Origin of the sequence: Cytobacillus firmus (genome assembly GCF_023657595.1) — a bacterium.
Lineage (GTDB): Bacteria > Bacillota > Bacilli > Bacillales > Cytobacillaceae > Cytobacillus > Cytobacillus firmus_B.
This window is the reverse complement of sequence record NZ_CP098323.1, coordinates 456,144-476,672: the sequence shown is the minus strand read 5'-3', so window position 1 is coordinate 476,672 and position 20,529 is coordinate 456,144. Positions and strand designations below refer to the sequence as shown.

General features: G+C 43.8%; 19 protein-coding genes. 4 read left to right on the top strand and 15 right to left on the bottom strand.

Features of this window, described 5'->3' with window-relative positions:
- Window positions 1-65 precede the first annotated feature (65 nt).
- The 7 genes from NAF01_RS02430 to NAF01_RS02400 form a co-directional block, all read right to left on the bottom strand.
- A complete protein-coding gene (locus tag NAF01_RS02430; RefSeq protein ID WP_197204312.1) occupies window positions 66-431 on the bottom strand; it encodes a PTS glucitol/sorbitol transporter subunit IIA in 366 nt (121 codons plus the stop codon).
- Window positions 432-507: 76 nt separating this feature from the next.
- The gene (gene srlE, locus NAF01_RS02425) at window positions 508-1,521 is read right to left on the bottom strand and encodes a PTS glucitol/sorbitol transporter subunit IIB (protein ID WP_250801656.1); all 1,014 of its coding nucleotides are present in this window, start codon (window positions 1,519-1,521) and stop codon (window positions 508-510) included.
- Window positions 1,522-1,542: 21 nt separating this feature from the next.
- The gene (gene srlA, locus NAF01_RS02420) at window positions 1,543-2,094 is read right to left on the bottom strand and encodes a PTS glucitol/sorbitol transporter subunit IIC (protein ID WP_284709495.1); all 552 of its coding nucleotides are present in this window, start codon (window positions 2,092-2,094) and stop codon (window positions 1,543-1,545) included.
- A gap of 16 nt (window positions 2,095-2,110) precedes the next feature.
- The gene (locus NAF01_RS02415) at window positions 2,111-2,560 is read right to left on the bottom strand and encodes a transcriptional regulator GutM (protein ID WP_250801655.1); all 450 of its coding nucleotides are present in this window, start codon (window positions 2,558-2,560) and stop codon (window positions 2,111-2,113) included.
- Window positions 2,561-2,589: 29 nt separating this feature from the next.
- A complete protein-coding gene (locus tag NAF01_RS02410; RefSeq protein WP_250801654.1) occupies window positions 2,590-4,512 on the bottom strand; it encodes a BglG family transcription antiterminator in 1,923 nt (640 codons plus the stop codon).
- Between the two features lie 128 nt (window positions 4,513-4,640).
- Window positions 4,641-5,441 carry an SDR family oxidoreductase gene (locus tag NAF01_RS02405; protein WP_197204315.1) on the bottom strand — a complete coding sequence of 267 codons (801 nt, stop codon included), beginning with the start codon at window positions 5,439-5,441 and terminating at the stop codon, window positions 4,641-4,643.
- Window positions 5,442-5,655: 214 nt separating this feature from the next.
- On the bottom strand, window positions 5,656-6,273 hold the full coding sequence (locus tag NAF01_RS02400) for a DUF3298 and DUF4163 domain-containing protein (RefSeq protein ID WP_250801652.1): 618 nt from the start codon (window positions 6,271-6,273) through the stop codon (window positions 5,656-5,658).
- A 125-nt stretch (window positions 6,274-6,398) separates the two neighbouring features.
- Between NAF01_RS02400 and NAF01_RS02395 the strand changes: the two genes are divergently transcribed.
- Together NAF01_RS02395 and NAF01_RS02390 are read left to right on the top strand one after the other, a co-directional pair.
- Window positions 6,399-8,132, top strand: a complete 1,734-nt coding sequence (locus tag NAF01_RS02395) for an ABC transporter ATP-binding protein (RefSeq protein WP_250801651.1) — start codon at window positions 6,399-6,401, stop codon at window positions 8,130-8,132.
- Between the two features lie 165 nt (window positions 8,133-8,297).
- Window positions 8,298-8,522: a hypothetical protein gene (locus NAF01_RS02390; RefSeq protein WP_250801650.1), complete on the top strand. Its 225-nt coding sequence runs from the start codon at window positions 8,298-8,300 to the stop codon at window positions 8,520-8,522.
- 111 nt (window positions 8,523-8,633) lie between these two features.
- On the opposite strand, the gene NAF01_RS02385 is transcribed toward NAF01_RS02390, so the two are convergent.
- The 8 genes from NAF01_RS02385 to NAF01_RS02350 all read right to left on the bottom strand — a co-directional run bounded on the left by NAF01_RS02385 (window position 8,634) and on the right by NAF01_RS02350 (window position 18,282).
- Window positions 8,634-9,461: a sugar phosphate isomerase/epimerase family protein gene (locus NAF01_RS02385; protein ID WP_250801649.1), complete on the bottom strand. Its 828-nt coding sequence runs from the start codon at window positions 9,459-9,461 to the stop codon at window positions 8,634-8,636.
- Window positions 9,458-10,441 carry a DUF6005 family protein gene (locus NAF01_RS02380; protein ID WP_250801648.1) on the bottom strand — a complete coding sequence of 328 codons (984 nt, stop codon included), beginning with the start codon at window positions 10,439-10,441 and terminating at the stop codon, window positions 9,458-9,460. The genes NAF01_RS02385 and NAF01_RS02380 overlap by 4 nt, the downstream gene beginning before the upstream one ends.
- Window positions 10,438-10,713: a petrobactin biosynthesis protein AsbD gene (asbD, locus tag NAF01_RS02375; protein ID WP_250801647.1), complete on the bottom strand. Its 276-nt coding sequence runs from the start codon at window positions 10,711-10,713 to the stop codon at window positions 10,438-10,440. The genes NAF01_RS02380 and asbD overlap by 4 nt, the downstream gene beginning before the upstream one ends.
- Entirely contained in the window at window positions 10,710-11,945 is a 1,236-nt protein-coding gene (locus NAF01_RS02370; RefSeq protein WP_250801646.1) for an AMP-binding protein, read from the bottom strand. Before NAF01_RS02370 ends, asbD begins: the two co-directional genes overlap by 4 nt.
- Window positions 11,946-11,964: 19 nt before the next feature.
- Window positions 11,965-13,680, bottom strand: coding sequence for an IucA/IucC family protein (locus NAF01_RS02365; protein WP_250801645.1), 1,716 nt, complete (start codon window positions 13,678-13,680; stop codon window positions 11,965-11,967).
- Window positions 13,652-15,478: an IucA/IucC family protein gene (locus tag NAF01_RS02360; protein ID WP_226620399.1), complete on the bottom strand. Its 1,827-nt coding sequence runs from the start codon at window positions 15,476-15,478 to the stop codon at window positions 13,652-13,654. The genes NAF01_RS02365 and NAF01_RS02360 overlap by 29 nt, the downstream gene beginning before the upstream one ends.
- Before the next feature lie 148 nt (window positions 15,479-15,626).
- The gene (locus NAF01_RS02355; protein WP_061793031.1) at window positions 15,627-16,574 is read right to left on the bottom strand and encodes an ABC transporter substrate-binding protein; all 948 of its coding nucleotides are present in this window, start codon (window positions 16,572-16,574) and stop codon (window positions 15,627-15,629) included.
- 166 nt (window positions 16,575-16,740) lie between these two features.
- Window positions 16,741-18,282 (bottom strand): AraC family transcriptional regulator, encoded by a 1,542-nt coding sequence (locus tag NAF01_RS02350; protein ID WP_226620400.1) that lies wholly within the window; start codon window positions 18,280-18,282, stop codon window positions 16,741-16,743.
- Between the two features lie 136 nt (window positions 18,283-18,418).
- Between NAF01_RS02350 and NAF01_RS02345 the strand changes: the two genes are divergently transcribed.
- Together NAF01_RS02345 and NAF01_RS02340 are read left to right on the top strand one after the other, a co-directional pair.
- On the top strand, window positions 18,419-19,453 hold the full coding sequence (locus tag NAF01_RS02345; protein WP_197212526.1) for a FecCD family ABC transporter permease: 1,035 nt from the start codon (window positions 18,419-18,421) through the stop codon (window positions 19,451-19,453).
- Window positions 19,453-20,484 (top strand): FecCD family ABC transporter permease, encoded by a 1,032-nt coding sequence (locus NAF01_RS02340; protein WP_250801644.1) that lies wholly within the window; start codon window positions 19,453-19,455, stop codon window positions 20,482-20,484. The genes NAF01_RS02345 and NAF01_RS02340 overlap by 1 nt, the downstream gene beginning before the upstream one ends.
- The last annotated feature ends 45 nt before the right edge of the window (window positions 20,485-20,529 follow it).

Sequence of the window (20,529 nt, the reverse complement as noted above, 5' to 3'; positions counted from 1 at the left end):
GACTTAACCTTTTTTAGATTAAGCCTCGTTGCTTGTACATCAGCAGAGGTTAATCATCTGCTTCATTATTCGCTAATAATCTTTAATTCTGTATTTAGATCAATAGGAGGAATATCTTTACTTTCTAAATACAAGGTTCCTGGAAGCTCAGCCTCTTTCATACCATCAAACCTTAAGGTTATATGGCCAAGTGTAGTAAGATTACGCTGTACAAGATTGCCAACAGCTGTAATTTCAAATGCTTCATTATCTATTAGCAGTTTTTGGCCTTCTTTTATTTCCCCGTCTGTATTTACAACATCGATGTTGTAGCAAAAGTCCTTTAGATCCTGGGGAGCCTCATTCCCGAATAAAATAAACATTTTTTCTTCCAGAAATGTGTTTGCAAATGAACCAACATTCTTGATTTTGTTTTCATAAATCTTTTTCATAGCATTAGCATCAACTAGGAGTTGTGCTTGAACGCCTCCTTCTGCTTCTAATTTGGTATAGTATTAGAACTTCTTTTTATTCGTATAATCCGAAGCTTGCCAGCCAGGCGACAAACACCCTTGGGACACCTATTAAGAATCGTGAATAAAGAACAGATGGAACACCCACTTCTACTGTTTCCGGCTCTGCATCTGCAAGCCCTAAACCTACTGGAATAAAGTCACAGGCATTTTGAGTGTTAATAGCAAACAAAGCAGGAAGAGCAAGGTTTGGCGGAATATTACCTTTGCCAATTTCCACTCCGATTAACGTACCAATAACCTGTGCGATAACCGCACCTGGTCCGAGTAATGGAGATAAGAATGGCAGCGAACAAATGAAGCCAATCAATAGCAGTCCCCAAATGTTTCCTGCTAAAGGAGCCATGACATCAGCAAACACATTACCAATTCCCGATCCCTGGATAATCCCAATTAATAAGGATACAAAGGCCATGAATGGTATGATGGTGTTGATCATTGTTTGAACAGCATCACGTGCAGCCTGATAGAAAGTATTGATAACTTTTCCGGCACCTAAGCCAAACTTGGTTATGATGCTCTTATTTTTATTGGCAGCCAGTGTTTGGGAAATCTTTTTATCTGTGCTGTACTTATATTCTTTTTCCGGCTCAGGGAGCTTTTCTGCCGCTGCAGCTACATGCACTTCTGCATCATCCGCGGGTTCAATTTGATCATTCCCAACAGAAGATACATAAATATCTTCAGTGATAAATTTAGCCAAAGGGCCTGTTTTGCCTGTCGGCATAATATTAATCGTAGGAATGCGTTTTTGCGGATAAATTCCGCAGCGCAGTGTACCGCCACAGTCAATAATGGCAACCATGATTTCCTCATCTGGTACAGAGGTTTGGAACCCATTCACAGGCTCAGCACCTGTTAACTCTGCAATTTTCTCAACAATATCAGGCTCTGAACCGCCGCCTGTAATATAGACAATTTTATTTCTTTTATCTGCAGGAGTAATCGTCAGCGGACCTCCGAATCCTCCACTGCCTTTTACAACTTTAATAGAACGATATTCAGCCATTTCCTTAACCCCCTCAAAATCCTAGTGATTTAACTTAACTTCCGTTTTCAATTTAATTCCCTGCTGTTTTTCAACCAATTTTGTTGTGAAGTCCGTAATCCATCCAGCAAAGAAATTCATGACAAGACCTACCAGGAGGTAACGGACAGCCAATTCTGCTGTACTGAAACCAAGTGTTTCAATTCCTGCTGCAATACCGAGGAAGATAAATAGTTCACCAGGGTTGATATGCGGGAATAAACCATTGCTTGTATGGCAGAAATAAGCTCCAGATGCATAGTAGCTTGGCTTATACTTTTCAGGTAAAAAACGTCCCAAAGACAAAGCCATCGGATTACCAAGCATAAAAGAACCAACAAACGGAAGAACCATATATCTTAATAGAGGGTTTTTCGATGATGCCTTTGCCAGCCTGTTAATTCGTTTTTCTCCAATAATTTGTATCAGGGTATTCATAGCCACAATTAAAAGTAATACAACTGGGACAATGCCGGTCATCCAAGAAATGAAAACATCAGCGCCAGTTTGAAATAATTTCATAAAGCCTTCAGCAAATTTGATGATAAAATCCATTATCTTTCACCTCTTATTATTTTTTTACAGTAACAGCACGTTCAGCCTTCAGCATCATGTTCTTAAAAAGACTACTCTTCTCAGGAATGACTCCTCCGCTTATGATTGTCTTATAATTGGATGCTGCATCAAGGATGGCTTGCTTCAAGAGCTTATTGCAATGGGCCAAATCCTCCTCTTTTAACGTTCTGATGTTTTTATCTTCAAAACCTGGCAAATCCTTAACCTTTGCCATGATGGTAACCCCTTGCATTTTTTGAGCCTTTAAGATCCTTCCGCTATTTGAAACGGCAAAAAGGACAATGGTTCCAGCTCGAAATTTCCCAGGTTTCTTGCCAATGGCAACTTTGCCTATTCTTCTCAGCTCCGCATAGGAATTTGAAAAATGCTTTATTTGCAGAAACCCAAGTCCCATTTGAACCAGAAATGCTCCTGCGATAAAAATCATGATCACTAAAATATTCATTGCTGTTCACTTCCTGCCATTTGATTGAATTACGACCTGCTTGCATACACCAGGCATTTGCCAAACTCCTCATAGCTGGATGATTGTGCCATCTGACCGATTAGCTGATCGTCAGCTGCAATCCTGATGATTTCGTCATAAATTTTAACTAAGAGGCTTGCATCATAATCTGTTTGCTTTGGAATCCCTAATAAAAAGACCAGTTTAATTTCTTTTCCGTCAGCCAGGACGTTTTGCGGAAAGACCCCCAGCGCCAATTCAATTTTGTCTGTTGCGGTATTACTGGTATGCGGCAAGGCTATGTACCGATCAAATACCATCGATCCTTTGGCTTCCCTATCTTTTAATCTTTCATTAAATCCCGCATCCAGGTATTCTTTATCCACTAAATGATTAACCATGTCCATCACATTTTCTTGATAGCTTTTGCGGCTGTCCAATAGAAAAAACTTATCTTTATTAATTAACAGCTTAACGAGTGAATTATGATGGCCCTCATCTTTAAGCTTAAATTTTTGCAGATAGGTCACTTTTTCAATTTGTTTTGAAACACTGTTTTCATTGAATATTTCGTCAATCATAATGATTGGAGCATCGGTTTCAAATCCAAGCTTTACCGTTGTAAAAACAATATTGTAATGATCCAATAACTCTTTCGTAGCTTCTGACTCAGCAAAAAGATCGATTTGAGTATTGGGATTTAGGACACGCTGGAGCTGTATCGCCACCAGATTGGCTGTTCCCCGGCCTGTGCCGCAGATGACAGCAACTTTCTGCAATCTTTTGGTTTTTACATCATTTTGAGTAATAAACACCCCAAAATAAAAGGCTATATATCCACGCTCATCCTCTGAAACGGTTACTCCATATTCTTTTTCAATTACTTGACCAGCAATCTCTGCCATTTTATATGCAACAGGATACTTCTCCTTCACATCTGCAAGCAGCGGATTATGGATTCGAATATTAAACATGAGGCGATTTAACATAAACGTTAAATGATATTGCAGATCTTTAAAAAACTCTTCATTTTCCAAAACTATGTCTTTTTCAAATCCCAGCCGTTCCATAATTAAGTTTAGAAGATTTTTTATTTCATCCGTAATGCTGATATCCGCCATGCTTCGAGTATTCGTCGGTGTCCTTCTTCCTGCAATTGGTATCGTAATGAACTGGATTTCCCGCTGCGCAATCCTGATTGGAAGCTGTTTTTCTATTGCCTCCGTTATCTCCTGGGCGAGCTGATAATCCTTTGTGTTCAATAATCGATTGTGCTTATCGCTCATTTTCTCAATAGAATGGCCTTTTAAAAATCGATCCAGCATGACAATAATTGATTTCATTAACCTGTCTTGTGTAGACGATTCCAAATCATGCTGCCGGGAGATCCTTACTACTTGTTCTTTAATATCCTCATCGAGAGGATAGTCGCTATATAGGTGGTCATATACGTTATCAAGAATAAAAAAGCGCAAATCCAGCTCACTGCCGGTTAAGTACATTCCGCTGTTTTGTTTCCCGCGGATGGAAAGATTATATGTTTCTAATGAAACTGCAGCTCTTTTTAATTCATTAACAAGCGTAGTCTTTCCTATATTCATTGCAAATGCTAATTCATCAAGGGTACTGGTTTCATCGCTGTTTATTAAATGATCAATGATAAAAGCAATCCGGCGCTGTGGTGAGTCCAGCATAGCTTTCTCTGATTTAAATTTTCCGATAAAGTCTTCAAACAACTGATCATCCTTAATATCCAGCCAGTAGCCTTTTCCTCTTTCATTCTCCATTACAGCAATGCCGTTTAAGTCACTATTAAGCTGCTTAATATAATTGCGGATGCTTCGGGTGCTAACTCCAATTTTCTCTGCCAGATAATCTAGTGGGCAAAATGTTTTTTTCCTGGCAAGCTCAATGATTTGGAAGACTCTTTCATCTATACTTACATCAGTCATGTGATCACCACCTCCTCCGTTAAAGTGAATGGCATAAATTATATCAGAATAATTTAAATAATGTTATATATTTTTAGAAGGTTTCCGATATTCCCCATCCATTTGATCCACCTTTATCGTCATTGGCGTTATCCCCTGGATTTGCCTCCAGAAATATTTACAGTTGTTCCGGTTACATAACTTGAACGGTCTGAAGCCAGGTAAGAGACTAAATCTCCAACTTCTTTAAGCTGACCCTCACGCCCCAATGGAATGGACTTGCTATAATCAGTATTCAATCCATCGACTGTAACACCCCTTGTGTAGGCTAAAGCTTCTTCATAAGCTGGCGTTCTTAAACCTGTTGTTTCCAAAATTCCAGGAGCAACAGCTACAACACGGACGTTAAACTTACCCAGTTCCTTTGCCCATGCACGTGTAAATGAAATGATGGCACCCTTTGTTGCAGAGTAGCAGCTTTGCCCAGCAGAACCTTCCTGGCCAGCTTCTGAAGCAATATTTATAATGACTCCCTTATTTTGTTTAACCATTTCTTTAGCAGCTGCTTGTGAACACAGGTATGGGCCTTTTTGATTAACAGCTACCATAAGATCAAAATCTTTCTCACTTAGTTCATACTCTGGTCTTTCTCCAACTGCATCCACTAATAAGCGAGGCAAGTTTATACCGGCATTATTTACAAGGATGTCCACAGAACCAAATAAATCAACAGTTTGTGCAACCATTTGGTCAACACTTTCTTTTTTTGTTACATCACATTTAATAAAATAGGAACCGTTTGCCTGCTGACCATTTTCCCCGTTTATATCAGAAACAACAACTTTAGCTCCGTTCTTAATCAGTTCTTCTGTAATTTGCAGGCCGATGCCAGAAGCACCACCCGTTACGATTGCTACTTTTCCTTCCAGTTCAAGCCAAGAACCACTCATATTTTTCTCCTCCTACAGCCCATTATGTAAAGCGGTTTCATTTATGGTTTAAGTATAGGTACATGGAAGGATTAGATTAATACACTCTTTTTCACACGAAAGTGAAAACGGTTGCTATAATTAAAAACACACGCTCACTGTCCCCATAATCCAAATCAATCTTTTAACCAAATAAAAAAGAGATGCCGCAGTTTAGGCAGCATCTCCTTTGCCTTTAATTCACCGCCATCCTCCCCAGCGGCCCATTTTCATCAACAATATCCTGCAGATCATAAACAGATATCGGAAACATAGGGAATCCATAGGCATATGGCGTGATTTCATATAGCTGGAAATAGACAACAAGCGCTTTGTCTGCAATGTAAAAATCCTGGTCTGGCTTGATTGCAGTAAAATCAACCAGAAGCGGAATGTCTCTCTCTTTGATTTGTACAGCAATCAAGTCTGAAATCCGTTGGACATAGTCGCTTCCCGGCTTGAATAAATCCTTTAAGGAAACCTGCTTCCCTTTTTGCAGATCAAACGTCAGAGATTTTATAACGGTCATTCCATGGGCAGCATGGTAATGATACACATAGTTGCTCAAAGACAAACTCAGCACATCCCGCTGATTATTTTTAACCTCATAATATCCATACAAATCCACAACGGTTGTATCCATATTGCCTGTCTGTTCGTTAATGAGCTGCTGGGTTTGCCTGAGAATGGTATTGTTTATAAATTCCTGCAGCTGCTTATTTTCCATGCCTGATACACGGGGATAATAAACGACTTTGGTGGGCCCGGTGCTGATTGTTATCGTTTTGATGCCTACTGGAAAGTTGATTGCCACGGCTATCCATCCTTTTTTGTTTTTAACACATCCTATTCACCGGATAGGCGTTAAGGTGCATAACAGGAAATGGAAGTTTCAATGTTATATAATATTAGGATATATAAGAGACAGGAGCACGCAAAATGAAGCAAAAGCATACCAGCCTAAAACCATTCATTTCACTCATTCTATCAGCAAAAATTCCAAAGACCGCGCTCATCATTGGTTTAACAGCGAGCATTTTAACCACCCTGACCGGGCTGGTGGTTCCGCTGCTGACCAAAAATCTGGTGGACGGTTTCTCAGTTGAATCTTTAAGCGTTCCGCTCATCATCGGAATCGGGACAGCCTTTATCCTCCAGGCGATTATCAGCGGGATCTCCATTTACCTGCTGAGCTATGTGGGCCAAAAAGTGGTGGCGCGGCTCCGGGATCGGATGTGGATGAAGCTTATAAGGCTGCCGGTCCGTTACTTTGATCAGCAATCCAGCGGCCAGACAGTCAGCCGCGTAGTGAATGATACCAGCATTGTCAGAGAGCTGATTACCAGCCACTTTCCACAGTTCATTACCGGGATTATCAGTATTATCGGTGCAATTATTATCCTGCTTGTGATGGACTGGAAAATGACACTGCTGATGCTCACATCTGTTCCTATTACACTGGCCATTATGATTCCGCTTGGCCGAAAAATGGCAAAAATATCCCGGGGCCTTCAAGATGAAACGGCCATCTTTACCGGAAATATAACCCAGACACTCGGAGAAATCCGCTTAATGAAGTCTTCTACTGCAGAGCAAAATGAAGAAGAAAAAGGGTTGGATGGCATCGACAAGCTGCTTGGCTACGGTTTGCGGGAAGCCCGCATTTTTGCCATGATCGGCCCGACGATGTACCTGATCATGATGGTGGTCATCGTCATGATCATCGCCTATGGAGGCATGCGTGTGGCAAGCGGATCGATGTCAACGGGTTCTCTTGTAGCCTTTTTGCTGTATTTGTTCCAGATTATTATGCCGATCACTTCATTTGCGATGTTTTTTACACAGCTGCAAAAAGCAAAAGGCGCAACAGAACGGATCATAGAAATCTTAGAAGAGTCATTGGAGGATGGACAGGACGGAATTGAGATGGATATCAGCAGCAAGCCGATTACAATCCAAAACGTTTCTTTCTCCTATAGTGCAGAAGAGAGTGTCCTGGAAAATATCTCTCTGGAAGCACAGCCAGGCCAGATGATTGCATTGGCAGGTCCAAGCGGAAGCGGAAAAACCACCCTGTTTGGATTGCTTGAACGATTTTACGAGCCAGATGCAGGTGAAATTAAAATTGGCCATACACCCATCCAGCAGATATCGCTTAAATCCTGGCGCAGTCAAATCGGCTATGTTTCACAGGAAAGCGCTATGATGGCAGGTACGATCCGTGAGAATTTATGCTACGGATTGGAGAATCCAGAAAGCATACCGGATGAAAAATTATGGGAAGTGGCAAAAATGGCATATGCCGATCAATTCATTGCCGATTTTCCGAAAGGACTTGATACAGAAGTTGGTGAGCGGGGTGTGAAGCTTTCCGGAGGACAAAGGCAGAGGATTGCCATTGCGCGGGCATTCCTTCGCGACCCTAAAATATTGATGATGGACGAAGCTACCGCTAGCCTCGACAGCCAATCGGAAGGCATCGTCCAGCAGGCGCTTACCCGCTTAATGGAAGGCCGGACAACTTTCGTCATCGCCCACCGACTTTCAACAATTGTCGATGCGGATCAAATTGTCTTTATTGAAAAAGGCAGGGTGACAGGCATTGGCACACATTATGAACTAACTCAATCACATGAGCTATACAGGGAATTTGCCGAGCAGCAGCTTGCATAAGAATTGGCCAGTCTATTGCAGACTGGCCTTTTTGCTGCAGATCTCAAAAGTCTAAATCTTGTGATAAAATGTGACAAATTATCCATATAAACAGGAGGTTAAATTCCTTATAATGGAATTAGGATCTTCATAGGATACACCAACCCAAGAAGGAGGTTGCGGACTATGCCATTAGGTCATACGAAAAACATGCTTGAAACGTTAAAGTACTACAGCAATACCCAAATCACCCAAACGTTTACAAAAGATCAATCACAGATTCTAGTGGTTCGTTATATAAAAGAGTCTCATTCATTTGAGGTTACTTATACGGGAACTTCACAGAAAAGGACGTATCCTTCCATTGATTCTGCCGCGGTTGCGATTGAACAGGCAATCGGCAGTCATTGATTCCTCACATGTCTCCCATATCAAAAAAACGCAGCCAGTACTCTCTATCCCGTACCAGTACTGCGCCCATTCCCTTTCAATCAAACGTTTGATTGATTTTTTTCTGTCCATTTACCTTGCTTCTTCAACCTGAAGAAGCTTCATAATCTCCCTGCTGTCTTTTGCCAGTATGCTTTTCACATTTGGACCGAACCATTCCAATGAAGCGTCCATTTCCATCATTTCAGAAGCTTCTCTTAGAAACAAACGGTAGTCCACCGCTCCTTCAAACAGTGAAACCATGCCTTCCCTGCTGCCGGCTGCTGCATACACATTATTAGGGGCAAAGACGCCAAGCTTGCTTCGTGATTCAATATTTTTGAAATGAAAATGCGAAACATAGGGCTGCAGCTGCTTAAGAGCAAATAGAGGGTCCACTCCTGATTCCCATATGTGCAGAACATCAAAATTAACCCTTAGTGCCGGATGATCCGTTTCCTCGAGAAGCTGAAGTGCAGAAGATGGATTATCTGTAAGAGTATTCGGATGGGTCTCGACCAACAGCTGCATTCCCTCGGCTTCAGCCATTTTACAGAGCATCTTCATGCGCGAAACAAGCTCAATCCGCTCTAATCTGCTGATATCTGCACTGCCTTTGTTCCCTGCAAATGTCCGTATTTTGCCCGTTCCCCAGCGATGCGCAAGTGAACATAGGGCGTTCATTTCAGCCATTAGTGCAGGAAGGGGTGCATCCAGGGGCAAATAGTCGCTCAGCATACTTGTCTCCAGATCATATGAGCTCAGCCACTCACTTCCATAATGGATATCTTCCGCCAGATTTTTTGCATGGACACCCCATAGTTCAATCCCCTGGAACCCATTATTCTGGGCCCAGTGGGCAATTTGGTCAATCGATTGGAGATGATGCCGGAATGAGATGGTGCAAAGAGAAAGTTTCATAGGATGACCTCCTTCATTTTTTGAGATTGCTGCAGTTCAGACCAGGCCTCAAAGCTCTCCTGCAGCCCTCTTTTTATTTTAAATTCCAGGATATTCTGTTCTTCCAGCTTTGCAGTAATTTCGTCCACTAACCGCCTGTTTCCAGTCATAGCGAGCTTCATGGCCCGGTATTGGATGGCTGTATACCCTTTCACAAGTTTTTCGATTTCATCACACCAGGCTTCAAATCCTTCTTCATCATAGCCAAGCGATTCCCAGAAAAACGCAAAAGCATGTTCATAGGCATACTTCCGTATAGCGAGAACAGGCAACTCCCTTAAAGCCAGTGTCAGCCCTGACAGAGGAAACTTTTCTTCTCCGGCAGCATGAAGCTCGATAATCTTTGCAACAGCATCTGTCATTGGATTGCAGTCATGCTTGATGCATGTGTTAAAATACGCTTCAACCGTTTCGGCAGTTGGCATAATAATGTCAGATGCATCAAAGAAATAGCCGCCTTCAGCTGAAGGATCCTCAATGGAAGCCAGGATCCGGTCTTTAGCTAGCACCCCTTCCCAGCGGAAGTCCGGATCAAACATAAACCATTCCTCTTCGTTTCCCGTCTTTTCCAGCATCACGTAATGGGGAAAAGGGCTTTGATGAAATTTATTTTCCCGCTCAGGAAGCTTCGACAAATCGAGCATCACCATGACATATTCATGGGGCTTCTTATTTTCCAGCAAACTCAGCATTACCTTCATATTTTCCTGCTTGCTTTGCTTTTCGTCGTACCATTTATGCAGCTTGATGCCATAAAGCATTTCATACCACTGATGAAAAAAATTATGGTCGATCCGTTTGGAATGATACGTTAACACTCCATTTTCCAGCACATCAAAATCTGCATCCCATACTCCGAAATAATAAGGGCGATGGTCAGCGCCTTCTGTCTTTTTGACCGCTTCGCACACACAGCTTACAAAACAATGCACTTTTATCATACGGATCCCTCCACTGCAGCCGGCTCCTGCTTTCGCTCCAGAAAATCAGCCAGGCTTCCTACTGTCCGGAAATCTTTTGGCACAAGCATTTCATCTGGAATATCAAATCCCATGTCTACTTCCAAATGAAGGATCAGCTGCAGAATCATAATGGAATCCATGTACAAATCTTCATTTAAGCGTGCATCTTCATGGAAAGCCTTCATGGAAGGAAGCTCTAATTGATCTTGTAAAATGTCATGGATTACCTGTACGATTTCTTGTCTTGTCATGCCAGCACTCCTTCCCCCAGCCTTTTCCGGCTGACCTTACCGTTTGGGAGCTTTTCGATTTCCTCCACTTTCTTAAATTCCAGCGGAACCTGGTATGGGGCAAGATAATCCCTGCACCATTCCCTCAGTTCCTGTTCCTCTATGGGTTCGGAGCAGACATACTGCGCACATACTCTTTCCCCTGAAAGCGGATGAACTTTTTTATAGACAACTGCCTCTATGATTCTCGGTTCTTCCATCAAAACATCTTCTACTTCTTGCGGATAAACGTTCAAGCCTGCCACATTAATGGTGTCATCCATTCTGGCCAGAAATGACAGAACACCATTTTCTATATAGCCAAGATCTTTTGTATATATTGTCTTTTCAGAATCATGAATGAGGATTTCACCAGGATTTTGGATGCTTCCGGCCTCCACTTTGACGTGCGGAAGCGGATAGCCCATTTCACGCGTGTCGCACACATCCGGATGAATGGCCACACATCCCGCTTCAGAACAGCCATATTGCTGAAGCACTCGATTTGAAGCCTTCTTTAATGCTTCCATCCAGCCGGCAGGCATGAGTGTGCCTGATGTCATGACAGCATCAAACCGCTGCCCATCCCTAATTAAGCGCGTTAAAGTATGCAGCAGTGCAGGAGCCCCATAAAGAATATGCTTAGGATGTTCTTTCAGCTTTTTCAGCACATATTTAGGGTTCATATTTGTCAGAATGACCGGTTCTGCCCCGCGCCTTATGCACGCCATTACACCGCAGATTAAACCATAGGAATGGGTTGTCGGGCAGGCAACGACTGAAGTTGTCTGATTATCAGCCGGCAAAACTGAGACATAGCTTTCAAGCTCCTTTTCAATGGATTCCCATGTGCGTTCAATGCACTTCGGATCCCCAGTCGTACCCGAACTCATTTGCACCAGAACGCCTTCCTTTTCATTTATCTGCTGTGACAAGTGGATCGGCAGGTGGATATTTTCATAAAGCAGGAAATGGCTTCCCGCCTTATTTGCCATCCTGATGGCCCCTTCTTTCGGGACAGTGGGATGGAGGGGGACAATGGATCCTCCTTTACTGCGTACAAATAAGCAGAGTGCCAGCCATTGAAAAGCATCCTGCATACAAACAGCCAATCTCCTATTTTGGCATTCTTTTAAATGAGGTATATTTTCAAATACTGTATATTGTTCCTCAAGATCATCCAGCGTATAGTACTGATCATTTACAAAAAACATCTCAATTCTCCTTTGAGTTCTATACTAAAGAGTTCGTGACAAGATGGCGGAATCCGCCAGCTTCTTCTTTTTGGACCTTCCTTTTCAGCAGCGATTCGGCATAAACCATGGGAGCTGTATGCTGCAGAAGGTAATTCCGGAAAATCAGTTCTGGATAGCAGCTCATGTGCCCGGCAAGCGTCTCGCCAGCCAGCCTCCAAAATTTTCTCTCACTGTAGCCGTACTGCTCTTCAAGCGCAAAAGACAGTTCTGTTAAATGAAAAACAAACAATGTATCCATGACAAGCTCTCTTAGTGCTTCAATGGAAGTCATCCAATAAAACTCATCTTCCCCGCCTTTTTTAAACTGCTTATGAATCTCTCCAAAGTCAGGAATCCGGCTGGGTTCTGCCAAAAAATCATGATGATACTCTGTGCTGTCATGGAAATCCCTCAAAACAACACGGGTTGGCCAGCCGTTTTTATGAAGGAGGATCATGTTCTGGGCATGTGCCTCCACAGCTATTCCATGAGCGGCGAGCAAGTGCCAGACCGGAACCACACTTACTTCCATTAGCCTTTTTAACCAATTTTCTATTCCATAGTGCACAAGCCAGTCATTTATAAATAGGGAACCGTCCCTCTCCATTAATGGAAGTGCTGTAAAAGGTACAGCCTCCTCATCCTCTTCCATGTGGAGACGAACGCTTTCCCGCCAAATAGCTCCCAGTTTTGCCTCTGTTTTTTCCTCAATAGGCTGATGGGCAATCCCTGCATACTCCTTCAAAACAATCAAGGAAGCTTCTTCCTTTAAAAATGGATCAGCTTCCACCGTGTCAGCTATCCATTTGGAAATATGGGGAGCAGCACAGATGGCGTGAGTGTCTAAGGTTCTTAGCGATGAGGTATTCACCATATTCATGGATAGTTTTATGTGAGCCTTCTTTGGATTCGTTACGTTCCAAAGCGTCCGGACCGACTGGGTTGCACGATAAGAATCCCCGCTGCTTTTTAGCAGAACGACATCCCCTTGCTCCAATTCATCTTTAATATGCTTTACCTGCCATGGATGTATTGGCAGAAAGGTGTATTCTTCAAAAGTTTTTCCCAGCTCATGCAGCTCGGTCAGAAGTTGTCCGAGCATGAGAGGACCCAGCTCCTTTTCCCAGAATTCCTTCTCACCCTCGGGGATAGCCATTCGGCTATGCTCGCGTCTCACTGCAGCCCATTGCAGTGCAAAAGATTGGCCTGCTTCCGGACCGAATGCAGCATGGTCTTCAAGAGAGAATCCAGTCCTTGCCTTAAAACAAGGATGATAGGGATGCCCTTCCCAAACTTCAGACTCCAGCTCCTCATAACTGAATGTTCTCCTTGAAAAAGACGGCATGAGATTTTTTTCATTCCATTCACTCAGCTGAATGGTTTGCTGCAGCTCGTGAATAAGCTTGTTTCTTTTTTCCAGGTCGGGTACAAGGTCCTCTGCCAGCTCTTCTATGCTTGTTGACGTACGGGAACCATCGCTTTGCACGGAACAGATGCTGTCCTCCTTTAGCCGCACGCGGTCAAACGCAGCAACCCTTCCCTCACAGCAGTAAGTCCGCTGATTTCCGAAAACGGTGAAGCTCAATAAAGGTTCTTCCGGCTGATTTGCTGTTTTTTCATAATCCATCAGCCCTTCAAAAAGAACCGCCTCCAGTAACTGTCGGATGACTCTTCTTTCAACTTTCTTAGATGGCAACGGATGCAGCTTCTGCATAGTTCTCCTCCTTCTTCACAATGGCAAAAGGATTTGGGATATAGGTGTAAACGGCTTGTTCGTTCTTCGCCAGCAGTTCATCCACATCATGGAAACGGGTTAGCAGGTTGGCTTTATAGGCAAGCTTCTCTGAGTGCAGGATATGGCCGAGGAATGCTTTCCCCTGTCCAGACAGCTCTTTTTCAAGTATGCAAAGCTGTTTCCGGCACCATTCGATCAAATGATCTTCACTGACGAGACCGTCCTGCCCAAATCGGCAAATCACTGAAAAGAGCTGATTCATGAACAGGTAATAGGTGAAGCGTTCCTGAATGAGGTCATCCTCATAAAATAGTTCCGGGCATTCTGTCAATTGCGGCAAAAGGCCGGATAAATTTTCCCTATAATCGTTTGATAGATAATATCCTTGATTATCACGGTAGTAGTAAGCTTCCGGGTATCCCGATGATAAATTCAGGACGCTGTTTTGCTGATGGGCCTCAAGTGCAAGCCCATGTTCATCATATAATCGGATCAGAGACTCAATTGAGCATCTCCAGTATTTTTCGAACCAGTCCATGCTGATTTCCTGCGGATCTCTTCTCTCTGTTTGTGCCAGCCTTTCAATTGTCCGCTGCAGTCTTGAGCGTTCATCCGGCAGTGGATCCTGAACCAATGCAGCGATGGAACTAATCCCCTTATCCGCTCCTTCTGGAAAAGGGTTGGACCGAATAATGACCTCGAACCCTGACTCTTTATGCCCCGGCAATTCAGCTGTTATATAAGCCGGATCATCAACCATCCGAAATGACGGATATTTTTCCGTAAAGCGAAGCTTATCCATTAGTTCCGTCATAGCGGTACCTGCCTTTAGTTCATGCAGGCGGTTCGTCCTTAATGAATTCGTAATTTTTACCGGAACAGAAAATTTGAACATCCATTCATTTTCCGGGCTGTAAACCGTTCTGATGGAAGAGGTAGCTGAATAATAGGCTCCCATTGGGCCAAGATCTTTTATTAGATTTTTTTCAACCGCCCCTCTGACATGATTCTGCTGAAGCAGCCATTGAGCCTGAAGAGGGTGCATCGGAATGAGGCAGTTGTTATGCGGGACAGTAAAATGCGGAATCGATTTCTTTAATGAATGGAGTATAATATCGCTTGCGCCATTCCGGTTAGCTGAAGCTTCCCTGACTAACTCCCGGTCTACTAGGAAATAGTGAAGCTGAAAACGGCCCTTTAACTCCGGTGCATACTGCGGATGCTGCCATCCAGCCATTCCCTGCCTGCTCTTCGGTGTAGGGTGAAGCCAGTGTCCAAACAAAAGTGACTGCTCGGCCTCAATGAAAGTGATCTCTTCGGAATACAGGCTATTTTCGTCATTCATTCTTTCTTCAATATACAAAGCCATTGTCTGATAGCTCTCAATCAGCCTGAGCACCAGCTCATCAAAATGGGATGCAAGCTCATGGCAGCCATTTGATTTAGCCATTAAATGCAGTTCGTGGATAAGAGCAATCATCATCGGAAGCCGGTCCTGCTGTATCCATTCCCGTCTTTGGCTGCAGTATTTAAAGGCACCGCCGATCAAGTGCCTTCCAGTTAGTGATTGGTAAATCACTTCCACTGCAAATGCTGCAGACTGACCTGGAAGTTCTATCTCCACTACTGATTTGCCTGATAGAGTCATAGATGGCCGCTGCTCCTGCACCCATTCCTCCCTATCCATCCAATGTCCGCCATTTACTTCTCTTAAGTAACTATTTATAAAAGCTTGAAACGTTGCATTTTCTGCAATTTGTTTGGCTGAATGATGCATAATTCCATCCTTTCACCGAGTCTTTAGACCTAGTAATTGATAACCATTCTCAATAATGGTTAAAAAATTTGATTCCTTCCCATGAAAGAAATCAATGTAATGGAAGAGACAGGGACATGCGTAAGTCCCAGTCTCTTATTAAGATGTTTTATTCACTTAGGAGCAAGGATTCAATCTCTTTCAATCCTTTTTGGCGCTCAATCGGATCCCAATATCCCCACGTGGTCTTAAGAGTATGTACGTTTCCGTTCTGAACAGCTTTCAGGCTTTTCCAAACCTCGCCCTGTGTGACAGAATCATAGAACTCTCCACTATTAAAATAAGAAACATCGAGGATATGATCAGGATTATACTTTGCTAATCCTTCAATCGAAATATTCTCACCGAAATCCTCAGGAAGGTTTTCTGCCGGTGTTAGTTTCAAATCATCAAATAATAACGAATTTGTTGCATGGTTTGTACGTCCATATACACGAATATCTTTTTTGTTAATTGCCACTGCCATAAATGTTTCATCGCCCATTTTTTCACTTACGCGGCTGCCGATATCTTCTGCTTCCTTCTCAAGATCCTCAATCACTTTCTTTCCTTCATCAAGCTTTCCTGCAGCTTCAGCAACCTTCAGATGGTCTTCCTTCCAATCACCGCCAACTTCAACAACGACAGTTGGAATAGTTTCAGACAGCTGATCATATAAAGGCTTATAGCGGTCACTGATAATTAACAGGTCCGGATCCAGCTTCAAAATTTCTTCCGAGTTAATTTCATCAGCATAAGGCAGAGCCTTCACACCTTCAAGCTCCTCTGTTAAATGCGGAGGAAACTCATTATCATACGCCATCACGGCATAAGGCTTTACACCAACAGATACAAGTGAACCTTCCCATGATACATGAGACAGCAGAACGATTTTCTTCGGTTCGGCAGGGACTTCTGCTTTTCCGTACAAATGCTCAACGGTTCTTGTTTCCTCTGTTTTCTCTTCTTTCTTCTTTTCAGACGCTTCTGTAGAAGCTTCCTCTTCTTTTCCACAGCCAGTTAAAATAAGTAAAAATAACATAAAAACAACGCTCAAAGGAGCAAAAAACTTTTTCATGGATCATTCCTCCAAAACAATAATGAATTTCATTCTCAATGATAATCATTATCATCATTGCTGAACATGGACAATTTTAACTTCCTCCATGAACAAAATGAATTTACGTTATAAAAAAAACAGCCGCAAGTCTGCAGCTGCACGTAAATTATTTTCTTCTAATTCCTTAAGCTTTTAGTTTGGCTTTAAGAATGCTTGAAGGAAACTCTTCCAGCATCCTCTTCCTCCCAATCGGGCCCCACGGATCCCACTCATGGCTTTCAGGGTAATAAACCTCTCCAGTCCGGACAGCCCGGATTTTATTCCAATCTGTAGTATGGGCAGTTCTCCAAACATCCTTTTCATGACTCCATAAAATGAGAAGCTTGTCAGGGTTCAATTCAGCAATCTCTTTCAGGCTTACATTTCGGTAACCCTCCGCATGCAGATCTGGATGCGGCTGGAATCCAAGACCTTGAAAAAGAAGTTCGAGAAGGGCATGATTTCCCTTCCCGTAAAGGCGTATTTCTTCCGGACGGATCCAAATGACAGCCCACCGGCCATTTTTGGTTAATGGACAAAGCTCATCCCGCACTTTGCATTCCATACCGTGAATGTCCTTTTCTATGCATTCGGCACGGCTTTCACAGCCGACCAGCGATGCTATTTCATAGAGATAATGACGCCAGTCCTGCTTCAAAGGCAAATGATGGACTTGCTCCTGTTTTGAAAGCAGCACGCTTTGAAGCTGAAATTGATGTAAGGGTGTTTTAATAATGCGGTCAGGATGGGTCAGCAAAATATCATCCGGCTGAAATGGTTTTTCTGCATTTAACAATTTAGTTCCTTCCAGCTCTTTTTGAAGATAGCTCGGAACCCCGCTGCTCGCAGAATAGACGGTTGGGTAGGACGGAGCTGCAACCGGCTGGATTCCGAGTGAAATAAGGTGGTCCTGCAAAAAAAGCTGACTTACGACAGCGATTCGTTCACTGGCCCTTTTCATGAAAACAGTTGGCGGCATCCCTTCTCTGCTTTTAAAAAGACGGCTGAAATAAAATTCATCCTGCAGCCCTATTTGCACGGCTACTTCTTTAGCTGTAATTCCTCTATTTTGGAGCAGCAATCTTTTGGCAGTCTTCATTCGTTCTGCATTTAAAAATTCTTTCGGGGTCATACCGGTCCTTTTGCGGAAAGCCCTTGAAAATGTAACAGGGGTCATATTTGCTTTAGCAGCTAATTCCGTAACGGTGAATGGACGGGACAGGCTGTTTCGGATCAGTTCCTCCGCTTCTTCCATTCTGTCTATGTCTGCCGCGTCTGTCAGGATGGATAGCATCTCCCAGAGAAGGGACAGAAATCTGCATTTGGCCGAAATTGATTTTTCCTGCCGGCTTTTCTTCATCTCTTCCCAGAGGGGGGCCATTTTTGCAGGGACCTGGTCAGCCAGCGGACGGGTTAACAAGTCTTTCAGCATATCGCCTTCTTTTGGCCAGGAAAGCAAATAAGCAGAAAGCAGAGATGAAGAAGACGATGTAAGGATTGCTGAATCCGTAAGGAAATAGCTTTTGCCCTCCTCAGCCTTCAATCTCTGGTTCCTGCTTACTAAAGTGCCCTTTCCCGATGATATGTAAAGGATTAAAAAATGACTGCGCTTTACATTTATTCCCTGAGATAAGCCCTCACGCAGGTTGGATGCTTCAATTTCAAACATATGGCTCTTCAGCAGCATATTTAGACACTCCCTTCTTTTTCCTGAAATATGAATTGACAAATGCTGTGGAAGGATAGTAGATTAATAACGATCTTACATGGCGATAACGATTCTCATTTTCATTTAAAAAATACATAGAAAAGGACTGATCATCATGGCCAGAACTGCTGCTGACATAAACGAATCCCTGCAGCCTGTTCACTTAAAATCTATTAAATGGGGCCTTATTGGCTTACTATTTGTTTTTCTTTGCCTGCTCGCTTCAATTGGACTTGGAGCCATATGGATCTCCCCTTCTGTTGTTTGGGACTCTTTTGTCTCTTTTCAAGCCGGCCAAATTGAACACCAGCTGATCAGGGAAGTGCGAATCCCGCGGGCATTGGCTGCTGCCCTAATTGGGGCAGCTCTTGCTGTTGCAGGCACTATTATGCAGGGCATCACACGCAATCCTCTTGCCGATCCTTCAATCATCGGCATTACCCATGGAGCCGGACTTGCCATCGCCATTTCGCTTGCATTTGTTTCAAGCGGATCCTACTGGATTCTTCTGATCTGGTCATTTGCAGGCTCTGCAGCCGGCGCCATGCTTGTCCTCTCTTTTTCCATGATTTCAAAAGAGCGGATATCTCCTGTGACCCTGACGCTTGCAGGTGCTGCGTTAAGTACTTTATTCAGCGCTCTTTCCACGGGTATCGCCCTATATTTCCAGGTGGCGCAGGACCTGAGCTTCTGGTTTGCCGGAGGACTATCCGGAACCAAATGGCAGCATGTTTTTATACTGCTTCCAGCTGTTATCATTGGGATTCTGCTGTCCCTCTGGATCAGCCGCTCTCTGACTATACTGGCTTTAGGGGAGGAAGTGGCTGCAGGTCTCGGCCAATCTCAGCAGAAAGTCAGGTGGATCGGGCTCATTGCTGTTATTCTGCTATCTGGCGCAGCCGTTTCCATTGCAGGCGCAATCGGCTTTATTGGCCTAGTCGTTCCCCATATAGTCCGGATGCTCATCGGATCTGATTACAGATGGCTCATTCCGTTAAGTGCCATTGCAGGGGCCCTTCTCCTCGTACTCGCCGATATAGGGGCACGGATGATCAATCCTCCATTCGAGACACCTGTCAGCGCAGTGACCGCCTTGATTGGCGTTCCGTTTTTCTTATATTTGTCCCGAAGGAAAAGGGGGTATATGTAATGGATTGGAAGCTTGCTTTAAGACAGTCCAAAACCTGGCTGGCAGCCTTTGTCTTTTTAATCATGGCCACCTTTATATTGAGCCTGTCCACTGGCGTGATGCCCATCCGTTTTTCTGAAATATTGAACACGTTAGCCGGCAGCGGCACCCCAAGGCAGGAGCTTGTTTTATTTCAGCTGAGATTGCCGAGAATGGTCATTGCCATGCTGATTGGTGCCGGGCTTTCTCTATCAGGCAGCATTCTTCAGGGACTTTCGAGGAACTCCCTCGCGGACCCGGGCATTCTCGGAATTAATGCTGGCGCTGGACTGGCTGTCGTTTTTTCGATCTATCTTTTCGGACAGGAGAAAGGAAGCCTGCTCTCTGAACCTTTTTTCCTGCCCGTTTTTGCTTTTATCGGCGCTCTTGCCATAGCAGCTCTGATTTACCGCTTCTCATGGAAAGGGGGAATAGACCCGGAACGGCTTCTCCTTGTCGGTCTCGGATTTAATGCTCTATGCGGTGCTCTTCTGATGATTCTGCAGCTGAAAATGGATCCAAAGGATTTTCAGCAGGCAGCCATTTGGCTGACAGGAAGCATCTGGGGAACCGGGTGGCCTTATGTATGGGCACTGCTTCCATGGATTTTGATTCTTATACCGGCTGCCTTTTATAAAGCAAGGACCATGAATCTTCTTCAGTTTAAGCAGGAAGTTCCGGTTGCTCTTGGCTTAAAAGTGGAGTCCGAACGGCGTTTGCTTCTTTGCCTTTCTGCTGTCCTTGCAGGAGCATGTGTGGCCGTCGGCGGCGGAATCGCCTTTATTGGCCTGCTCGCTCCCCATCTGGCACGGCGGCTGTGCGGACCCAATTACTTCAGCAGTCTGCCATTGTCTGCACTGATCGGAGCAGCTCTGGTGCTCATGGCAGACATGATCGGCAAAAATCTTCTGGCACCAACCGATATTCCCGTCGGTATAGTCATATCGGTTATCGGTGCACCATACCTGATCTTCATGCTGCTGACCCGGAGAGGTTCCGGGATGAGGGTCTAAATTCAATAGAAATGCCCATTCAACAATCCCTAATGAATGGGCATT